Source organism: Pedobacter steynii (assembly GCF_001721645.1).
Lineage (GTDB): Bacteria > Bacteroidota > Bacteroidia > Sphingobacteriales > Sphingobacteriaceae > Pedobacter > Pedobacter steynii_A.
The window spans coordinates 3,258,968-3,279,242 of record NZ_CP017141.1 but is presented as its reverse complement, the minus strand read 5'-3'; the positions used below and the strand labels follow the sequence as shown (position 1 = coordinate 3,279,242).

The 20,275-nt window shown below is 39.4% G+C and carries 17 protein-coding genes; 4 read left to right on the top strand and 13 right to left on the bottom strand.

Translation table 11 applies throughout. The features are described from left to right. Window positions 1-23 precede the first annotated feature (23 nt). Together BFS30_RS13665 and BFS30_RS13660 are read right to left on the bottom strand one after the other, a co-directional pair. Window positions 24-551, bottom strand: a complete 528-nt coding sequence (locus BFS30_RS13665) for an adenine phosphoribosyltransferase (RefSeq protein WP_069379796.1) — start codon at window positions 549-551, stop codon at window positions 24-26. Window positions 552-553: 2 nt separating this feature from the next. Continuing rightward, window positions 554-1,468 carry a ComEA family DNA-binding protein gene (locus tag BFS30_RS13660; protein ID WP_069379795.1) on the bottom strand — a complete coding sequence of 305 codons (915 nt, stop codon included), beginning with the start codon at window positions 1,466-1,468 and terminating at the stop codon, window positions 554-556. A gap of 81 nt (window positions 1,469-1,549) precedes the next feature. On the opposite strand from BFS30_RS13660, the gene BFS30_RS13655 reads away from it, so the two are divergent. Beyond that, on the top strand, window positions 1,550-3,301 hold the full coding sequence (locus BFS30_RS13655) for a lysophospholipid acyltransferase family protein (protein ID WP_069379794.1): 1,752 nt from the start codon (window positions 1,550-1,552) through the stop codon (window positions 3,299-3,301). A 253-nt stretch (window positions 3,302-3,554) separates the two neighbouring features. Here the strand turns inward: BFS30_RS13655 and BFS30_RS13650 are convergent, their stop codons facing one another. The 11 genes from BFS30_RS13650 to BFS30_RS13600 all read right to left on the bottom strand — a co-directional run bounded on the left by BFS30_RS13650 (window position 3,555) and on the right by BFS30_RS13600 (window position 16,525). Next, window positions 3,555-4,892, bottom strand: a complete 1,338-nt coding sequence (locus BFS30_RS13650) for a hypothetical protein (protein WP_069379793.1) — start codon at window positions 4,890-4,892, stop codon at window positions 3,555-3,557. 110 nt (window positions 4,893-5,002) lie between these two features. Then, entirely contained in the window at window positions 5,003-7,810 is a 2,808-nt protein-coding gene (locus BFS30_RS13645) for a TonB-dependent receptor (protein WP_069379792.1), read from the bottom strand. A 113-nt stretch (window positions 7,811-7,923) separates the two neighbouring features. Beyond that, the gene (locus BFS30_RS13640; RefSeq protein WP_069379791.1) at window positions 7,924-8,424 is read right to left on the bottom strand and encodes a DUF962 domain-containing protein; all 501 of its coding nucleotides are present in this window, start codon (window positions 8,422-8,424) and stop codon (window positions 7,924-7,926) included. Window positions 8,425-8,555: 131 nt separating this feature from the next. Beyond that, window positions 8,556-10,118, bottom strand: coding sequence for a ribonuclease Y (gene rny, locus BFS30_RS13635; protein WP_069379790.1), 1,563 nt, complete (start codon window positions 10,116-10,118; stop codon window positions 8,556-8,558). 314 nt (window positions 10,119-10,432) lie between these two features. Beyond that, entirely contained in the window at window positions 10,433-10,723 is a 291-nt protein-coding gene (locus BFS30_RS13630; RefSeq protein ID WP_068891351.1) for a cell division protein ZapA, read from the bottom strand. Window positions 10,724-10,755: 32 nt separating this feature from the next. Beyond that, window positions 10,756-11,046 carry a hypothetical protein gene (locus BFS30_RS13625; protein WP_069379789.1) on the bottom strand — a complete coding sequence of 97 codons (291 nt, stop codon included), beginning with the start codon at window positions 11,044-11,046 and terminating at the stop codon, window positions 10,756-10,758. A 49-nt stretch (window positions 11,047-11,095) separates the two neighbouring features. Further along, complete coding sequence (gene pheT, locus BFS30_RS13620) at window positions 11,096-13,495, bottom strand: phenylalanine--tRNA ligase subunit beta (RefSeq protein WP_069379788.1); 2,400 nt, start codon at window positions 13,493-13,495, stop codon at window positions 11,096-11,098. A 57-nt stretch (window positions 13,496-13,552) separates the two neighbouring features. Then, a complete protein-coding gene (locus BFS30_RS13615) occupies window positions 13,553-14,389 on the bottom strand; it encodes an endonuclease/exonuclease/phosphatase family protein (protein ID WP_069379787.1) in 837 nt (278 codons plus the stop codon). 25 nt (window positions 14,390-14,414) lie between these two features. Further along, window positions 14,415-15,116 (bottom strand): RadC family protein, encoded by a 702-nt coding sequence (gene radC, locus BFS30_RS13610; RefSeq protein WP_069379786.1) that lies wholly within the window; start codon window positions 15,114-15,116, stop codon window positions 14,415-14,417. 60 nt (window positions 15,117-15,176) lie between these two features. Continuing rightward, window positions 15,177-15,431 (bottom strand): 30S ribosomal protein S20, encoded by a 255-nt coding sequence (gene rpsT, locus BFS30_RS13605; RefSeq protein ID WP_069379785.1) that lies wholly within the window; start codon window positions 15,429-15,431, stop codon window positions 15,177-15,179. Between the two features lie 257 nt (window positions 15,432-15,688). Next, a complete protein-coding gene (locus BFS30_RS13600; protein WP_069379784.1) occupies window positions 15,689-16,525 on the bottom strand; it encodes a DUF6266 family protein in 837 nt (278 codons plus the stop codon). Window positions 16,526-16,934: 409 nt separating this feature from the next. On the opposite strand from BFS30_RS13600, the gene purN reads away from it, so the two are divergent. The 3 genes from purN to BFS30_RS13585 all read left to right on the top strand — a co-directional run bounded on the left by purN (window position 16,935) and on the right by BFS30_RS13585 (window position 20,223). Continuing rightward, on the top strand, window positions 16,935-17,513 hold the full coding sequence (gene purN, locus BFS30_RS13595; protein ID WP_069382435.1) for a phosphoribosylglycinamide formyltransferase: 579 nt from the start codon (window positions 16,935-16,937) through the stop codon (window positions 17,511-17,513). 72 nt (window positions 17,514-17,585) lie between these two features. Beyond that, on the top strand, window positions 17,586-19,112 hold the full coding sequence (purH, locus tag BFS30_RS13590; protein ID WP_069379783.1) for a bifunctional phosphoribosylaminoimidazolecarboxamide formyltransferase/IMP cyclohydrolase: 1,527 nt from the start codon (window positions 17,586-17,588) through the stop codon (window positions 19,110-19,112). Between the two features lie 88 nt (window positions 19,113-19,200). Further along, window positions 19,201-20,223, top strand: coding sequence for a rod shape-determining protein (locus tag BFS30_RS13585; protein WP_008246482.1), 1,023 nt, complete (start codon window positions 19,201-19,203; stop codon window positions 20,221-20,223). Window positions 20,224-20,275: the final 52 nt, after the last annotated feature.

Sequence of the window (20,275 nt, the reverse complement as noted above, 5' to 3'; positions counted from 1 at the left end):
TTCATACAAATCATGGAAATGAGCTAGTATGAAGCCAGTGAGCAAACATGGCCAGCATAAGGACTTAAACGCGCTCTCCCATTTAAGAAATCCAGACTAATGATAAACGAATAGCCAGCCACTGCTGCGCCTAACTGCATCACGAGTTTGGAGGCTGCCACAACGGTCCCTCCTGTAGCCAGAAGATCATCATGGATCAGGACCCGTTGGCCGGCAAGCAAAGCATCTTCATGAACCTCAATGGTTGCGGTCCCATATTCCAGGTCATAAGATTGCTGTATCGTCTTATAAGGTAATTTTCCTGCTTTACGAATCGGGACAAAAGGCACATTTAAAAGCTGTGCCAATGCCGGTCCAAATAAAAAGCCCCGGCTTTCGATTCCCGCAACCACATCAATTTCTACCCCCTGCAACTGCGCCGCAAGCGCTTCGGTAATCTCCATGCATAATTTCGGATCTTTCAGGATTGGAGTAATGTCCTTGAAAATAATCCCCGGTTTCGGGAAATCGTTTACATCGCGGACAGTCTGCTTAATTTTTTCTTCAATCATCTTTAAAAAATAAGATAAGGCGCCAGCCTCCCTATAATTTCAGGTGTTAAAATGGCAACCTTATTTAAGTCGGCAATATTACTATAATTTCCGTGTTGTTTTCTATATTGTATCAGTGCATTTACTTGTTTATAACGGATATAGGGATGATTCCTAAAATCATTGACCTCAACCGTATTGATATTGATCCTTTTCAGCTTATCAGGATCTACGGCTACCTGAGCCTTAATCTCATTATATTTTAAGGAATCTATACCAAATACTTCCATCAGCTGCTCCTTTTTATAAAATCCACCGATCCTTTCTCTATACGCTACAATTCTTCTGGCAAACACCTTACCTATTCCCCTGATTTCATCAAGCGCCGCCGTATCGGCTCCGTTTAGCTCTATCAGCTTAAATTCTTTAGGAATGGAAGCTTGTTCCTGGCTACTGACCTTTGTCCTGGGTAACGAAGAAAGTTCATCTCCGGCGATTTGCACATATGGTTCCAGTAACTGATATAATCCCGGACTAATGGTATACATTTTTTGCAGGTCGGCTTTTTTACGGAATACGCCGCCCTTTGACCGGTAATTTAAAATACCCTGAGCCTGCTTTTCTGACAAGCCTAATTTTTGCCATCCAATCAGATCAATAGTGTTGGGATCGAAATAAAATAATACCGGCTTTACTCTTTTTAAATACGCTTTGGCCGAAAAAACTCCAGGGTCTGATTCTTTATCCTGATCCTGTTTGGCGGCCATCGCAAATTTCAGTACGGCAAGCTGCTCTTCCTCTGTAGGTAGCTCCAAAGGCCATAACATGCGGTAAACAGTTGGAAAGACAGCTATACCGGCAATGAGCGTCAACAAAACCATCAGGCCATTAAATTCCTTTCTGGAAAATTCAAAGTAGTTATTTAGCCATTTTCTCATCACCTGTCTAATCTACTTACTGTTATTTAAAAATATAAATCTTATTTTTGAAATTGCTTTATTATTCACAAACAAAATTAAATGAAGATCATAACCACCAAAGAGTTTGCAAAGGCCACTAAGATAGATAAGTTAGGTGTGCCCGGCCTGGCCGCCCTGCTTATGGAGATGATGAAATTGAATGACATCAATAAGGTTTTTTCCCAAAATGAACATTTTAACGGTTTAGAGTTTGTTGACAAAATACTGGAAACAATCGGGGTAAGCATAGATTTTGATGAGGACGACTTAAAAAGCATTCCGAAAACCGGAGGCTTTATTGCAATAGCCAACCATCCTTATGGAGGAATAGAAGGATTAGCACTGGTAAAACTTTTATGTACCGTAAGACCGGAAGCTAAAGTGATGGTTAACTTCATCCTTAAAAAAATCCCCAACCTAAGTGAATTCTTTGTTGCCGTAAATCCGTTTGAAAACGTACAGCATACGTCCAGCATCAGCGGACTTAAAGCAACGTTTGACCTCTTGCAAAGTGGTACTCCTATCGGGATATTCCCTGCCGGTGAGGTTTCGACCTTCAGCTTGGATAAACAGGAAATCACCGACAGGCTATGGCATCCGGTAGTAGGTAAACTGATTGCAAGGGCAAAAGTACCTGTGGTTCCGATTTATTTCCATGGTAATAACGGGGTATTGTTTAATATCCTGAGTTTCATTCACCCGACACTGAGAACGGCAAAACTTCCTTCGGAATTCCTGAATAAACAAGGTCTTAAAATAAAAGTCAGAATTGGCAAACCCATTCATATTGAAGACATATCTTATAGAAACAACACCAATAAGTTACTTGATTTCTTACGTGCCCGCACTTATGCTTTAGGCACAGGTCTTGAAGAAGAAAAAAAATTATTTAACCCCATCAATCTCTTTAAAATCAAAAAAACACCAGAGCCGGTTATCGAGGAAACCGAACGTTCCCTGATTGTAGGAGAGATTGAGGACCTGGAAAGCTTCAGAGTATGGCAGGAGAAGAATTACGAAGTTTATATTACCCCAACCTCAATTATCCCGAATATATTACGGGAGATCGGCCGCTTGCGTGAGATTACTTTCAGAGAAGTTGGAGAAGGAACGAATAAGAAAATAGATCTGGACAATTATGACATCTACTATCATCATTTGTTCATCTGGGATAAGGATCAGCAGAACATCGTAGGCGCCTACCGTATTGGCAAAGGAGATGAGATCCTGAATACGATGGGCAGAAGAGGATTTTATCTTTCTGAACTCTTTAAAATTAAAGAGCCTTTTTATCCATTGCTACGAAAAGGAATAGAATTAGGCAGGTCCTGGATCCGTAAGGAGTATCAACAAAAACCTTTACCGCTCTTTTTACTATGGAAAGGGATTTTAAAATATTTGCTGGACAATCCTCAATACCGCTATATGTTTGGTCCGGTAAGTATCAGTAATAACTTCTCCAAGTTCTCCAAATCACTCATTGTGGATTACATTACCAAGAACCACTTTGATTACGAACTGGCGGCTTATGTGAAGCCTAAAAACAAATTTAAAGCAGATCTCTCTGCTATAGATAAAAACCTTTTGATTGAAAGCAGCGAATCTTTAAAAGATCTGGATAGTTTAATTTCAGATATTGAAAATTCGCACATCAAAATTCCGGTATTGTTAAGACAGTACATGAACCTGAATGCGAAGATTATCTGTTTCAATATAGACCCTAAGTTCTCCGATTGCCTCGATGGATTTCTGGTAGTAGATATGCGGAATATCCCTGCAGAAATGCTGGAGAAGATTGGCAAGAATTTCTAAAAGCAAAGAGCCACGACATCCATCGTGGCTCTTTGTTTATCAACTAAACCTAAACTTATAAATACTAACCAAATATTTATGCCACAAAGGTAAGGGCATGATGTTAAGGATTCGTTAATTGCCCATTATTTTAACAATACTTAACATATTGCCTGTAAAATCCCGTCAAACCAGATTTTACAGAGAATCCGAAATAAACAGAAAAGCCCGGAAGCAATTGCTTCCGGGCTTTTTCTATGATTACTTAAAAGTATTAGTATTTCGTATTTTGGGCATCCCAGTTGGTCCATCCTTTGGTCCAGTCTGTATTACCAAAAGCACCACGGTAAGTAACTGCACTAGCACCTGTTGTAGCTACCCAGGTTCCGCTCAATGCAGGAGAACCAACAGCAGGCAAGAAATCAGGAGCAGTCAAAGAGAATGGGCTAGTTAATTTAACGCTTGTATTTCCATCAACAAATGCAACACCACCATCTACTAACACTTTAGCTTGCATTTCAGCAGCAGTAAGGACTGATGCAGTAGCATTTGTTAGGAATGGAACTCCATAAGAAGCCACGATATTGTTTTTAAATTGTGAATCACCATTCTTATAGAAGTTTGCTGCTTTATCAGATTCAATATTTAATCCTCCTTTTTGAGCTCCAAGAAGAATAGAGTTATTAAAGATAAATTTAGTGCCTCTTCTCCAACGATTTCCATAAGCATGTCTTGCAGATGTATTAGCAGCATTGTTAGGACCTACTATAGTAATGTTAGATAATTTAGGTTGTGTAATCGGGCTCGCATTTGTACCATCCTTATCGTTATCACATTCAATACCGTTACCATCGTCAGCCGCATCCACAAATTTTGGATCTCTGATTGCTACAGCAAACTGCACGCTACCATTAAATCCAAAGTCAAAATCGAAGTCATCATCAGCTGTGCCAAAAGCCACTAAGTTTTTGCAGTTAACAGTACCACCGAAGAATTCAAAAGCATCATCATTGGCATAAACAGTCTGAACATTTTCTACGATAGTTTTGTTACCAACTGCATAAAATGTCAAGGCATTGATCTCGCTATCATTAACACCGATACCAGCATATTCAATACGCACATATCTCAATGTTCCTGAGTTGTCATCATCAATTTTATCTGTACCATAAGTAAGTGCCACTCCACCCTCTACTGGTACAGCAGTTGTTCTGTTTGTAGTTGCACGTCCTACCAGGATAATTCCACCCCAGTCGCCCGGAGCTCTGCTACCTGCATCTTTACCAGAAGTGAAGACTATAGGTTTAGCAGCAGTACCATCAGCGATTATTTTAGCTCCTTTGTCAATTATCAAAGCAGCTTTGGTTCCTTGTTTTGCTCTAATAACTGTACCTGGTTCAACGGTTAAAATTGAACCGCTTCTTACAAATACAGTTCCGTCCAAGATCCATGTTCTATCTGAGGTTAAGGTTTTACTTGTTGTGATATCACCGCTAATTGACTCAGGAGTTTTTGCAGGCAATTCACCATTATCATTATTATCAGATTTTCTGCAGGATGCAAAAGCCATTGCTGCTGCTAAAAAAAGAATTGATAGGTTTTGTCTTTTCATTGTTTTTTGCTATTAAGTTTTGTACAAAAATATCAGCTCAACGTTGCCAATAGATTAAGCTATGTTTAATTTTTAATGATCAATCTGTTACCTAAATATTAACTGATTGACTATTTCTTATTTAATCCGAAGTTATAAGTGAAGGTCAGGTTAGCCCCAAAACCAACGCGGGCGGTATTCATGATGTTATCACCTTTTTGATAGGTTTTATTATTGTCGGTATTTTGATAGAACATGATTTTCTCGTTCAAAATATCTGATAGATTCAATCTAAGTTCTCCTCTGCTCTTCATTATCTTCTTAGAAATCTGAAAGTCTACCATATTTCTTCCCTTTTCATAGATGTCGTTATATCCCTGATACCCTACTTCCGAAATACGTTCCCCAATCCTGTTGTATAATACATTAAAAGATAAATTACTAATTGGATCGTTGTATAATAATCCTGCATTGATCAAATATGGAGATTGACCCTGTAATGCCCGATTTGTAATTTCTGACACCAGGCTATTTAGGTTAACAGTAGAAAATATCAATGCTGAATTTGCATAAGCCGTTAAGTTCTGAAGAAAGCTTCCTTCCTGAATAAAGCCCAGGTTCTTTCTTACTTCTAACTCAACACCATACGTTGTAGCTGAGTTTGCATTCTGGAAGGTTACATTTTTCACACTTCCGGATGAAACAACCTGCTCAATAGGGTTCTTAAAATATTTGTAATAACCTGAAACTGAAACTACCTGTCCTGCACCAGGAAACAATTCATATTTGATATCTATGTTTGTATTCTGACTTCTCTTTAAATCCGGATTACCGATCAAAATTCTTTTCGAGATGTAATCAAAAAATCCAAAATTAGAAAGCTCTCTAAGTTCCGGACGTGTAACTGTATTCGATGCGGAGAAACGAAGATTAGACTGTTCTGACAAATTATATGTTGCATTTAACGAAGGAAGGATGTCCAGGAACTGGTTGTTTACTTTCAATTTATTACCAGAGTTATCAGCGGTATTAATATGTTGATAAGAATCTTCCAACCTTGCTCCAAATGAAACACGGAATTTCTTTCCAAAACGAGTATCCAACATTACATAACCAGCATTTAGATCCGACGTCGCATCATATCTATCTGTTGCTTCAGTTCCCTCATCAAGAATAAATCCGTTATCATTCAGGTTATTTGGGTTGAAGATCTGATCAACTGGTAAAGTAAGCAGGTTTTGATTAAACTCTCCAGTGGAAAAAGATTTTATGTATCCAAATTTACGTGCGCTGAAATCCCTGACTTTATATTGTTTTAATGCGCCTACTTTTAATGCACTTTTCTCTTTCAAAAACATAAAAGGTAAGGTTACATTGACTCCTCCGTTATAACTATCTTCGAATAAATCTGAGAAGAAACGACTGGCATCAGTTCTGGATGCGGTTCCATTAGGCACGACAGCCTGATAAGTACTTTCACCCTCCTTCAAATCATAATTGATAGATTTAAGATCCGGCTGCAAACGGTCAGAGTAAGAATACCCTAAATTCCAGTTTATCTTTAAGTCTTTCCATGACAATTTGTGCTCACCTTCCAACTGACTATTCAATAATGATTTGCTTACCAAATCAAAAGAATATCCTTTTCGTTGAAGCTTATCAATGATCAGGGTACCCTCGCGCTCAGTATAGGTATTGTCTAACGAGATATTGTAGATATTCTTGAATGCAATCTTATTATTTCCTTTTATATATGCAATATTTGCCAGCGCACCAACTGAAGAACTGAATTTGTAAGTGTTGTCATTGAAATCGTATTCGGCTTTATCCTGATTGTATTCAAATCTTTCACTCTTAGTCATGCTTTCTCCACTTCTATAGTTGAGCGATAGAATAGCACCGATACTCGCCTCATTCTTCAGTGTTTTACGCAATCCTGTACTCAGCTGATAAGCTTGTGAAGGTGACGCTGAATTATGATGATTAACGTTGAATGAATTTTGAAATAGTTTACCTGAAGCGATTTTATCACGGTCGGACAATAGTTGATATCGGCTGGTAGAAACAATTCCTTTAGGGATGTTTCTGCTGCTGTTCACATATCCAAAATTTTCTACTCCGGATTTATCTCCTAAAAGGAAGTCTTTAAACGTAGATTGTGAGTTATAACCTGCACCTGCTGAAACGAAGATATAATTCTCGGTAGGGATATCTTTTGTTAAAACCTGCACTACCCCTCCGGAAAAATCACCAGGAAGATCCGGTGAGGCTGTTTTATTAATCACGATATTATCCACCATATTAGAAGGGATGATATCGAATGAAAATGCTTTTCTATCTGGCTCCGAACTTGGCAGAATCGCATTGTTCAGTAAAGTAGCATTATACCGGTCACTTAGTCCCCTAACAATAATGAATTTATTATCCTGAATACTGGTACCACTTACACGCTTTAAAACTTCTGAAGTATTTCTATCCGGAGATCGTCTGATCTGATCGGCAGAAATACCATCAGAGATACTAACATTTGTCCTTTGACGATTGTACAATGTATTTACCGATTCCTGTTTAACAGTAGCCGTAATCACTACCTCATTCAGCTTCTGAGAACCTGATTCTTCCATTACAATATCAACAGGAGCAGAAGCATTATTTTTAACTTCTACTTCTGTAATATTCTTGGTAGCATAACCAACATAGGATGCCTCTATGGTATATTTTCCGGCAGTTAATCCCCCAATGATGTATCGTCCCTCTACATCTGTCGACATACCTTTAGTCGTACCTGCAATCTTTACCGTCACACCGATCAGTGTTTCACCGGTTTTCTTATCAGATACTTTACCAGAAATTTTGCCGGTTTGAGCAAATACTGTTGCGCCAATAATTACGAATAAAGCAGTAATTATTGCCTTTTTAAGATTTAGTTGTGATTTCAATTTTCCCTGTTTTTTATTTCAGGCAAAGCTATTACCACAATGTTAGCCTTATGTTAGCCAGACATTACCATTCGTTTATCACAATGTTAACGTAATATTAAATGGGGTTTGGCTCAATATTTTAAGCCCACTTTTCTGCATATAAAGTGCAATAACCAAATCGGTCCGATTAACAAAAACTTAACATCTTCTAAAAATGAAGGTTTTTTTCCTTCGATTTTATGGCCAATAAATTGCCCGATCCAGGCTGCCACAAAAATCACCAGGCAAACCAGCCAAAGTGCCGGTCCGCCAGCCAGTTGCCACTTCTCCAGCTGTACGATTCCCATTGCCATCACAAAAATGAGCAGCAACATCAGATAAGACATGACCGGAGAGAGCTTATAGTAGTAGTAAACAGAAAATGCGATCAGGAATGAAGCCCAGTTCAGGTAACCATTATACCGTCCCAGAAATTCCAGATGAGGAAAAGGAATTGCCCAAACCAATCCCAGTAAGCTAAAAACAATTAATGGGACACACACCCAATGGATCATTTCATTGGAATGGTTCTGATGGCTTTCTGCATACTTATCAAAAAGAACATCTACCTCGCTTTTCTCTGCTGTTTTCATCTATATAATCAATTTAATTTTCCCGTTCCGGGAAGAACAGGATTTCTAGTAAAAATAAAGAAAGCGATGGATAATTCCATCGCTTTCAATTTAAATATTCACAGACCTGAAGAATCAGGTCAAATTATCATTTATTTGGCAAAAGAAACTGATCTGGTTTCCCTGATAACCGTTACTTTAATCTGGCCTGGGTAAGTCATTTCAGTCTGAATACGGTTAGAGATATCAGCTGCCAGCAATTCTGCCTGCTGATCGGTTACCCTTTCACTCTCTACCACTACCCTTAACTCTCTACCGGCCTGGATCGCAAAAGTCTTTTCTACTCCAGGGTAAGAAAGCGCCAGTTCTTCCAGTTCTTTCAATCGCTTGATATAACTTTCCACAACCTCACGACGTGCTCCCGGACGTGCTCCAGAGATGGCATCACAAGCCTGAATGATCGGTGAAATCATAGAAGTCATTTCGATCTCATCATGGTGGGCTCCAATCGCATTACAGATTTCAGGATGTTCCTTATACTTCTCTGCCAACTGCATTCCCAGGATTGCATGAGGCAACTCCGGGTTATCATCAGGCACTTTACCTATATCATGTAGTAATCCGGCACGTTTAGCCATTTTAGCATTTAAGCCAAGTTCTGCAGCCATCGTTGCACAGAAGTTCGCTACCTCACGTGAGTGATGCAACAGATTCTGTCCGTAAGATGAACGGTAACGCATACGTCCAACCATTCTGATCAGTTCCGGGTGCAAACCATGAATTCCAAGGTCAATTACCGTACGTTCCCCGATTTCTACGATTTCGTCTTCAATCTGTTTTTTCGTTTTAGCTACGACCTCTTCAATACGGGCAGGGTGAATCCTTCCATCTGTTACCAAACGGTGTAAAGCCAAACGCGCAATCTCCCTTCTTACCGGGTCAAAACCTGATAAGATAATTGCCTCCGGCGTATCATCTACAATGATCTCAATACCTGTTGCTGCTTCCAGGGCACGGATATTCCGTCCTTCTCTACCAATCACGCGGCCTTTAATCTCATCACTTTCGATATGAAAGATAGAAACCGTATTCTCAATAGCAGCTTCTACGGCAGTACGCTGTATGGTTTGAATAACTACTTTTTTAGCTTCTTTAGTTGCAGTCAGTTTCGCCTCGTCTACAATGTCTTTTACCTGGATCATGGCCTGAGTGCGGGCTTCCTGCTTCATATTTTCTACCAGCTGGTTTTTGGCTTCATCAGCACTTAATCCGGCAATGGTTTCCAATTGTTTCACATGCTGATTTTTCAACAGGTCTACTTCTTCCTGTTTTTTGATTGCAACATCAGTTTGCTTTTCCAGGTTCTTTTTATGATTATCAAGCTCCTGCTCCTTACGGTTCATATTTTCCAGGCGCTGATTTACAGATTGTTCTTTCTGTTTAATTGCGTTTTCCCGCTGGTTGATCTGGTTGTTTTTTGTATTTACTTCCTGCTCATGCTCAGATTTCATCTGTAAGAACTTCTCTTTAGCTTCCAGTAACCTGTCTTTCTTTAAAATATCAGCTTTACTTTCTGCATCTTTAAGCATCTTTTTCACCTTGGTCTGCGCTGCAATCTCCTGTTGTTTAAACAGCCCTCGCAGCAGGTATCTGCCTAGTAAAACGCCAACCACCAGGCCGGCAAGTACATATCCAATTATTCCTATTATTCCCATTTTTAGTTCATCTGTATTTATATATTTCCTTTGTCCCTCAGATGCAGTTTAAATGATCTCTTTCATTTCCCCCTCAGGATTTCTTTAAATCATATTTATAAAAAAACCGCAACTAATTTTAATAAGTCTCAACTATTCAAAACCTCAACGAGTTATAATTAGAATTTAAGTCATTTTCAGGTACATAAATGTAAATGAAATACACCCTCTTAATTCTATAAATATTGAAGTGTTAAGTTTTAAAATTTGTGAAACTCAAAAATTTAGCTGCGGCTATATCATTGTGCTAATCTTAACTTATATAAAGAACGCTCCTATTTGGAGAAAAAATCATTTAATAAACTATCCAGCTCCTCCACCTTTTCGGCCACAGCAGTATCCTGGTCCTGAACCTTGTTTTCTACACGTAATACTGCTGTTGCATAATGCAGTACCGCCATAGAAAGCAAATCCTGTTTATCCCTGACCGCATAATTTTCCTGATAGTCCTTTATGCGCTCATTAATAATCTTTGCTGCCCGCCTCACAATTTCTTCCTCTTCTGTATTTACCTTTAAGGGATAGATACGGTCGGAAATAGTTATTTTTATCGAGATTTCTCCCATTTCTTAGCTTTGTTTCACTTTTTCTGTTTTCCTTACTTCTTCAGTAAGACCACACACTTATCTATTTCACGCACAAAATCGTTAATTTTTTGCTTTATATCAAGTGTCTTTTCACTTGTTCCTTCAATACTCTTCGCTAATTTAAGCACCCTGAGCTTTTCATCCAGGTCTGCGTTCTTATTTTTAGAGTGATCCAGTGCAACTTTTATAGATTGATTTTCCTGCTTCAATAAATCGTTTTCTTCCTGTAAGGCATTACAGAGCTCTATTATACGAGCTGTTTTCTGCAATACGGAGTTTAATTGATCGGCAACCGAAGACATGTTTATTAAAGTTTGTTTACTAATCTAAATATTTTTTAAACGCAATAAATTATTTTCTTATTTCCGCTTTTGCTGTTTGCGCTAAGTTAGAAATAATCTTTTGCATCACCGCATCAATTTGCTTGTCGGTTAAGGTCTGCTCTTCATCTTGCAAAGTAAAATTCAACGCATATGATTTCTTACCCTCAGGAAGCTTATCTCCAACATACACATCAAACACTTGTACGCTCTTAATCAACCTCTTCTCCGTTTTAAAAGCAATAGTTTTCAATTGATCAAAGGTTACTTCAGTATCCACCAACATCGACAAATCTCTTCGTACAGCCGGATATTTCGACACTTCCTTATTCACAATTTTATTCTTTTTAACGATGTCGAGTAATAATGCCCAGTCGAAATCCGCGTAAAACACCTCTTTATCTACATCCGCTTTCTTTCTGTCAGCGGTAGTTGCTGCACCGAAAGTAACGATCGCTTTATCGCCTCTGAAATACTTCAGGCCATAAGCAAAGTTTTCATCACTAACATCTGTTGACTGGTAATTATTAATTCCTAAACGACCGATCACAGCATCTACTGCAGCTTTTAAATGATAGAAGTTTACCGGAGACACTTTATGGTTCCATTGCTCTGATTGATTCGATCCGGAGATCAGGATCAGCAGGCGTGGGCGCTCCACATATTTTTCATTGATGAGGTGGTAAGTTTTACCGAATTCATAAAACTTAATATCTGCAGTTTTTCTGTTCTGGTTATAAGCCACGCTTTCCAGTGCAGGCATTAACAGGCTCTGACGCATCACATTCAGGTCAGAACTCAAAGGGTTCAGCATCTGCACCGCTTCCTCAGGATTTTTTGAATAAGCACCCTTAGTTAAAGAGTTACACCAGATTTCAAGAAATCCGTTGGCAGTCAGCATATCAGCAATCACATGCTGGGTTTGCTCTACGTCCGGTTTTGAAGTGTTAGATAATGAAGCATTAATTTTACTTGGAATCCCGATCTTATTGTAACCATAGATACGAAGTACTTCCTCGGTAATGTCACACTCACGAGTGACATCAACTTTATAAGTCGGCACTTTTAAGGACAATCCTTCGGTAGTTTCTGCTGCCACTTCTATGTTTAAAGCCAGAATAATGTCTTTAATTTCTGTATGAGGAATCTCTGCGCCAATCAGTTTATTGATATTGTTATAATTTACAGCTACATCGAATGGAGCAATAGGATCTGGATAAAGATCCGAAACCGTTGAAGAGATTTCTCCTCCTGCCAGTTCCTGGATCAGTAAGGCTGCACGCTTCAAAGCATACACGGTCATTTCCGGATCTGTACCACGTTCATATCTGAAAGAAGCATCAGTCTTCAGACCAAACCTTTTGGCAGTCTTACGAACACTTCTCGCATTGAAATAAGCACTTTCTAAAAAGATCTTTGTAGTTGATTCACTGACTCCTGAGCCCTTTCCGCCAAATACTCCGGCAATACACATTGGCTCCTCTGCATTACAAATCATCAGGTCCTCCGCAGCAAGCTTTCTTTCTATGCCATCAAGTGTGACAAAAGGAGTTCCTTCGGCGCACTTCTTAACAATGACCTTTCCACCCTTCAAGGTATCTGCATCAAAAGCATGAAGTGGTTGCCCCAACTCATGCAACACGTAATTCGTGATGTCTACAATATTATTGATCGGACGAATGCCAATCACTTTTAATTTATCCTGTAACCAGTCTGGCGAAGCTTTAACAGTTACCCCGGTAATAGAAACACTGCTATATCTTGGGCAAGCTTCGGCATCCTCAATACTCACTGCGATGCTCAATTGCTCATTCGCAACTTTAAATGAAGTCACATCAGGCATTAGCAAAGGAGTACGTAAATAAGCCGCCAGATCTCTTGCTACACCTAAATGTGACGCCGCATCTGCCCGGTTAGGGGTTAAGCCGATCTCATACAAATAATCATCTTCCAGTTTGAAGTAAGATTTAGCACTAAGTCCGATCTGAGTATCTTCGGGAAGCACCATAATGCCGTCATGGGAAACACCCAATCCGATCTCATCCTCCGCACAGATCATCCCTTCAGAAACCTCTCCCCTGATTTTAGACTTACTGATCTTAAAAGGTTCTCCTTCATTGGGAAATACGGTAGTGCCTACAGTAGCTACCACCACCTTCTGACCTGCAGCAACATTTGGTGCGCCACAAATAATCTGTAAATTTTCCGCTCCACCTACATTTACCGTAGTTACCCGTAAACGATCTGCATTAGGATGTTGCACACAGCTCAATACATGACCGATCACCAATCCTTCCAGACCACCTGCAACAGCTTGTACCGTTTCCAGACTTTCTACTTCCAGACCTATATCGGTTAAAATAAGAGAAAGTTCTGCAGGAGTTTTATCAGTTTTCAGGAATTGTGTAAGCCACTTATATGATATCTTCATGTTGTATATTCAGTATAAAATGCAAAGATATAAAATAATGCCGTCGGTGTAAATGTCTTAGAAAGATAAACGGGCAATAATCGGTAAGTGATCCGAAGGATACCGCAAATCTTTACTGTCCGACAACACGCCAAACTTTTGAACCTTAAAACCTTTGTTCACAAAGATGTAGTCAATTTTATCCTTCAAAGGACTATCAAACTTAAAAGCATTAAAAGTACCTACCGGACCATAAGCCGGCTCTAAAGAAGCTTCTTTGGCATCTGTAAGGAAAGATTTAATCGTCGCAATCGCTTCAGTTTCCGGCGTCACATTCAAATCTCCGGTAAATACTACCGGTAATTTAGGTGCGATCTCCTGTATCTTTCTTTTAAGAAGCTTTGCAGATTCAATTCTCGCCTGTACTCCGATATGATCATAGTGGGTATTAAAAACCAGAAATTCTTTTTTGTTTTTTTTATCAAATAACCTCACCCAGGAGCAAACCCTGTTCAACGCAGCATCCCAGCCTTTGGAAGGTTTCTCCGGCGTTTCCGATAACCAGAATGTGCCTCCGTCTTCTTTTACAAACCTGGATTTATCGAAATAGATTGCCGAAAATTCGCCCGCACGCTTCCCATCATCTCTGCCTACACCTTCCATAGCATAATTGGTGTTTTCGAGCAATTCATCAACCTGCAATGGCAATGCTTCCTGGACACACAGAATATCTGCATCATGAAACCTGACCAGCGCCTTCACATTATCTTTTCGTTTAGGCCAGGCATTCTCGCCATCCGATGCCACATTTAAACGAATATTATAGGAAATGATGTTGATTGCATTATCCCTTTGTGCATAAGCCATTGATGCCATCAATAGCAATACCATACTTAACTGAATTACCTTTCTCATAAGGGGGCAAATTAACAATAGAATGTTAAATTAAGCCCTCATCATTAAAACTTAGATAGGAATTGTTTGTAATAATTAAGTGATCAAGTACGGGCAGGTCTAGTAATTTTCCTGCGGTGATCAACTTTCTGGTCAGCAACAAATCTTCCTGACTAGGCTTTAGATTACCAGAGGGATGATTATGGGCCAGAATAATATATGCAGCATCATGATCCATCGCAACTTTAAAAATAACCTTAGGATCTGCTACTGTTCCGGACAAACCACCTTTACTGATCTGATGTTTACTGATGACATGATTTGCCCTGTTCAGCAACAATACCCAGAATTCTTCATGCGGCAAATCAGTCAGTACCGGATAAAACTGCGCATAACTATCTTTAGCGTCCTTAATCTGGATAAACTCCGGCTTTGCCCCCTCCTCTTTTCTCCTTCTTCCAAGCTCCAGGGCGGCCACAATAGCAATGGCCTTGGCTTCTCCTATACCCCTAAAACGGGAAAGCTCCTTAACCGTCACCCTTCCCATCCTATCCAGGTCATTGTCATAAGCAGCAAGGATTCGTTTGCTCAGGTCAACAGAAGTTTCTTCCAGGTTACCGGAACCAATCAGGACGGCAATCAATTCGGCATCGGTCAGGTGTCTCCTTCCATGCGACATCAATTTCTCCCTGGGCCTGTCGGCCGGAGCCCATTGCTTGATTCCTATTTTCGGTTTGTATCTGGCCATAAATAAAAAAACGGGATATGCAATTAAGCACATCCCGTCTATAATATTGTAAAGCTATATTTATTTTAAGCCATTAACAAATTTAGTCAATTTAGATTTGTTGTTAGCTGCTTTGTTCTTGTGAATAACATTTTTCTTAGCCAAACGATCTAACATAGAAATTACTTTAGGTAATAACTCTTGTCCAGATTTTTTATCTTCAGCAGCACGTAACCTTTTGATAAAAGTACGGGTTGTTTTTGCTTGATATCTGTTACGTAAACGTTTAGTTGCGTTTGCTCTAATTCTTTTTAATGAAGATTTATGATTTGCCATTTTTCAATATTATAATATTCCTTTTAAAGCTTTCAAGACTATTGGGTACAATCCCAACCGCTACCAGCCTTTTGTTTTCCATTTTTTTCGGACTGCAAATATAGAATTAATGTTTTTAATATGCAAAATGAAGTCGTAAATATTTTTAATAAATCTTAAATATTGATTTATAATACTTTATAAAGTCTGGAATACCAGACCAGACTACCTGAACACCAATAATGCACCCTACCTGAAACGGTAAGATCCAAACCTTTTTAACCGGGCTTTCCAGGGAGGCTATCCAGCTTAGCCTTAAGCACCTCATATTCTTTTTGAAGGTGCCGGAAAGCTTTGGTATCCACATGCGCACCGCTATCCAGATACAGCAGCCTTAAATAGTCTGCCGCTACCTGATCAAATCTTGTTTTCAACTTTAAATACTTTTCCTTTTTACTCTTTTCCTCAGAACTCTCCTTTTCTCCATTGAGATTCCCAATATATATACTGTCAGAAATCTGCTTTTCATCCGCAGTTTTAAAACACAAATAAGCTTCTATAGGCTCATTCATCCACTCTTCAGTAATTTTAAGCAGACGACTTCCCTCTTCTCTCCTGGCAGCATTCAGGAATGAGCTGGCTTTCTTTCGTAAGGGGTGATACAACATGATCATCACCCGATCATCATGACTAACCGAACGATCAGAACAATCAGGATCCCAGCTAATCAATATACCAGCACCCGTTTTATCTATTTTAATGTCCTTTGCAACTGGCAGGCTCCCCCTACTCAGGATCACTTTACTATAATTTACACTGAGGTTTGGATATTCACCCTGAATCGCCTCTTTCTTATTATAGGATGTGGCCAGATTAAAGGCATTCCTGACCGTACCGGCAGCCTCCAACCCAAAACTGGCATTAATAAAATCATTCATGGGTTTTAAAAACGCCATTGTTACAGACATGGATTGCCGGTTGGCCAATTGATTCCTACTGGGTTTACCAGGATCTCCTATGGTTCGGCTAACATTCTGCCCGTTTAACACATAAAAAACAATATTACCAATTTTTCCGTTCGGATGACCATAAAGGCCGGTTTTAGAAGTAGCCATAACCAAAAAGTTAATTAATCAACTACCAATATATAATTAAATAACGAATAAAGCAATTAAAATTCCATAAAAATCAAACCAAACTCAGGGAAGAGTTTTCTATTGTTAAAAATTCAGGAGAAGATTACAAATAAGTAAATACAATGTTTAAAGGTTAAATAGACCTGACAAAGACCTACCAACCTATAGCCAATATCGAAGCAAGGTTTTAACTATTCAAAACTCAATACGGATTCTAATAAAACCCGGGCTGGCCTTATCTCTCCTAAAATATAAGCACGTGCTTAATTAAATGACACAAAAAGCAATAAAAATCTTCGGATGAATGCTTAAAATACTATTTTTGACAAAAATCACCGGCTCATAAAAACCGGTGAAACAGCTTGAGTTCATAAATCAACCAGCACAGATGAAAAAACGTATCGCCATATTTGCTTCAGGTTCAGGTTCCAATGCCCAAAAACTAATGGAACATTTCAAACGTAGTCCTGAAGTTGAGATTGCCCTGGTACTCACAAATAACCCGGATGCCTATGTTTTACAACGTGCAGATAACTTCGAAATCCCTTCCCATATTTTCGACAGGAACGAATTTTACCATACGGATCACATCGTTAACCTGCTTAAAAACCTGGAAGTAGACCTCATAGTACTCGCGGGATTTTTATGGCTGATCCCAAAAAACCTGCTTCATGAATACCCAGGACGTATCATCAATATCCACCCAGCCTTACTTCCAAAGTTTGGAGGAAAGGGAATGTACGGGGACCATGTGCACCTTGCCGTCCTGGAAGCAAAAGAGACCGAGGGAGGTATCACTATTCACTACGTAAATGAGAATTATGATGAAGGAGAATACATTTATCAGGCAAAGTATCGCATTGATAAAGAGGACAATCTGGAGCTCATTAAGTTCAAAGGACAACAGCTGGAACACCTGCATTACCCACGTATTGTAGAGACCATTATTAAAAAGATAAAAAAATAGTATTTTTCTTCATTTTACCTTACGAATTTATCGGTTAAAAATCCTAATTTTGCGGCTCAAAATTTTTCTCTAATGAGTCAATCGATAAAGATCAAAAACGCTTTAATTTCAGTTTATTACAAGGATGGTTTAGAACCTTTAGTTCGCCTGCTCGCTAAGCAGGGAGTACAGTTATTCTCTACTGGTGGTACAGAACAATTTATTAAAGACCTAAACCTACCGGTTACAGCGGTCGAAGACCTTACAGGTTATCCTTCTATTTTAGGTGGAAGAGTAAAAACATTACACCCTAAAGTTTTCGGTGGGATCTTAAACAGAAGAGGTCTGGATTCAGATCAGCAACAGATCAACGAATATGAGATTCCTGAAATCGACCTGGTTATTGTCGACTTATATCCATTTGAAGAAACTTTAAAAGCAGGTGGTACTGAAGAAGAAATCATTGAAAAGATTGACATTGGTGGTATCTCTCTGATCAGAGCAGCTGCAAAGAACTTCAATGATGTGGTGATCCTTGCTTCAAAAGACGACTACAGCAACTTACAACAACAATTAGAAGAACAAAACGGAGAAACTACTTTAGCACAACGTAAAGCCTATGCTAAAAAGGCATTCCATACTTCTTCACACTACGATACAGCCATCTTCAATTATTTCAACACTGAAGAACCTCTTCATGTTTTCAAACAGAGCTTAAGCACTGCGCAAACCTTAAGATATGGCGAAAACCCACATCAGCAAGGGGTATTTTATGGCGATTTAGATGCCATGTTTACCAAATTAAACGGGAAAGAACTTTCTTATAACAACCTGGTGGACGTAGATGCTGCTGTAGCTTTAATCGATGAATTCGAAGAGCCTACATTTGCCATCTTAAAACACACCAATGCTTGTGGTGTTGCTTCAAGAACAACGATCAAGGAAGCCTGGGACATCGCCCTTGCCTGTGATCCTGTTTCCGCATTCGGTGGGGTATTGATCGCAAACCGCGAAATTGACCTGGCCACAGCTACGGAAATTAACAAACTGTTCTTTGAAGTATTGATCGCTCCTTCTTATCAGCCGGAAGCTGTGGAATTGTTCCGCGCTAAAAAGAACAGGGTAATTTTGCAAAGAAATGATGTTGAGCTGAGCAAAAAACAATTCAAGACCTTATTAAACGGTGTTATCGAACAAGATAAAGACCTGATCATCGAAAATACTGACCAGATGGTGGCCGTTACGGAAAAAACACCTACAGCAGAAGAACTGAAAGATCTTTTCTTTGCCAATAAGATCGTAAAACATACTAAATCTAATACCATTGTATTTGTAAAAAACAACCAGTTGCTGGCAAGTGGTGTAGGACAGACTTCAAGAGTAGACGCCCTGAAACAAGCCATCGTTAAAGCACATGCTTTTAACTTTGCACTGGAAGGTTCAGTAATGGCTTCTGATGCATTTTTCCCTTTCCCTGATTGCGTAGAAATTGCTGCTGAAGCTGGTATTACTGCCGTTTTACAACCAGGAGGTTCTATTAAAGATGCAGACTCCATCAACATGGCAAATGCAAAGGGCATCGCAATGGTTACCACAGGTATTAGACATTTTAAACACTAATTTTATTTAACTGCGAATACAATAAAAAGACGTAGTTTTACATTACTATAGTATACAGAATTTTTAATACTTAAATTATCACCTATAAATGGGTTTATTTAATTGGTTTACACAAGAGGTAGCTATCGACCTAGGTACGGCTAACACTCTGATTATACATAATGATAAAGTAGTGGTAGATGAACCTTCCATCGTTGCTTTTGACAGACAAACAAACAAAATTATCGCTATTGGCCGACAAGCCATGCAAATGGAAGGTAAGACCCATGATAATATCCGTACGGTAAGACCATTGAAAGACGGTGTAATCGCTGATTTCAACGCTGCTGAAGCGATGATCAAAGGGATGATCCGTATGCTGAATGGTGGTAAAGGATGGATGTTCCCTTCGTTGAGAATGGTGATCTGTATCCCTTCAGGAATTACTGAGGTAGAGAAACGTGCAGTAAGAGATTCAGCGGAAATTGCAGGAGCCAAAGAAGTATACCTGATTCATGAGCCAATGGCAGCAGCTGTGGGTATCGGAATTGATGTAGAAGAACCTATGGGCAACATGATCATTGATATTGGTGGTGGTACGACTGAGATTGCTGTAATCGCTTTATCAGGTATTGTATGTGACCAGTCTATCCGTGTAGCCGGAGATAACTTCGATTCAGACATCGTGAATTATATCCGTCGTCAGCACAACATTATGATCGGTGACCGTACCGCGGAGAAAATCAAGATTGAAGTTGGGGCTGCATTACCAGAGCTAACCGATCCTCCTGCAGACTTTGCAGTACAGGGAAGAGACCTGATGACCGGTGTTCCTAAGCAAATCACGGTGTCTTACACTGAAATTGCACACTGCTTAGATAAATCCATTTCAAAAATTGAGGAGGCCATCCTTAAAGCATTAGAGATTACACCACCTGAACTTTCTGCGGATATCTATCAGACCGGTATCTATTTAACGGGCGGTGGTGCATTACTTCGTGGCCTGGATAAACGTGTAGCGGCAAAAACAAAACTGCCTGTGCATGTTGCTGAAGACCCGCTTCGTGCTGTAGTACGTGGAACCGGGATCGCTTTGAAAAATATCGGCGGTTATAAATTCTTAATGCAATAAGTGTCCTGAGTTTAAGTTTTAACTGTTAAGTTCCGGCCTTCGGCTTTAAGCA

Coding starts and splice junctions, on each gene's coding strand:
- BFS30_RS13655 (WP_069379794.1), top strand. CDS start 1,550: ATGAAGATCATAACCACCAAAGAGTTTGCAAAGGCCACTAAGATAGAT.
- pheT (WP_069379788.1), bottom strand. CDS start 13,495: ATGAAGATATCATATAAGTGGCTTACACAATTCCTGAAAACTGATAAA.
- BFS30_RS13600 (WP_069379784.1), bottom strand. CDS start 16,525: ATGGCTACTTCTAAAACCGGCCTTTATGGTCATCCGAACGGAAAAATT.
- BFS30_RS13650 (WP_069379793.1), bottom strand. CDS start 4,892: ATGAAAAGACAAAACCTATCAATTCTTTTTTTAGCAGCAGCAATGGCT.
- BFS30_RS13660 (WP_069379795.1), bottom strand. CDS start 1,468: ATGAGAAAATGGCTAAATAACTACTTTGAATTTTCCAGAAAGGAATTT.
- radC (WP_069379786.1), bottom strand. CDS start 15,116: ATGGCCAGATACAAACCGAAAATAGGAATCAAGCAATGGGCTCCGGCC.
- BFS30_RS13630 (WP_068891351.1), bottom strand. CDS start 10,723: ATGGGAGAAATCTCGATAAAAATAACTATTTCCGACCGTATCTATCCC.
- BFS30_RS13585 (WP_008246482.1), top strand. CDS start 19,201: ATGGGTTTATTTAATTGGTTTACACAAGAGGTAGCTATCGACCTAGGT.
- purH (WP_069379783.1), top strand. CDS start 17,586: ATGAGTCAATCGATAAAGATCAAAAACGCTTTAATTTCAGTTTATTAC.
- BFS30_RS13665 (WP_069379796.1), bottom strand. CDS start 551: ATGATTGAAGAAAAAATTAAGCAGACTGTCCGCGATGTAAACGATTTC.
- BFS30_RS13640 (WP_069379791.1), bottom strand. CDS start 8,424: ATGAAAACAGCAGAGAAAAGCGAGGTAGATGTTCTTTTTGATAAGTAT.
- purN (WP_069382435.1), top strand. CDS start 16,935: ATGAAAAAACGTATCGCCATATTTGCTTCAGGTTCAGGTTCCAATGCC.
- rny (WP_069379790.1), bottom strand. CDS start 10,118: ATGGGAATAATAGGAATAATTGGATATGTACTTGCCGGCCTGGTGGTT.
- BFS30_RS13615 (WP_069379787.1), bottom strand. CDS start 14,389: ATGAGAAAGGTAATTCAGTTAAGTATGGTATTGCTATTGATGGCATCA.
- rpsT (WP_069379785.1), bottom strand. CDS start 15,431: ATGGCAAATCATAAATCTTCATTAAAAAGAATTAGAGCAAACGCAACT.
- BFS30_RS13625 (WP_069379789.1), bottom strand. CDS start 11,046: ATGTCTTCGGTTGCCGATCAATTAAACTCCGTATTGCAGAAAACAGCT.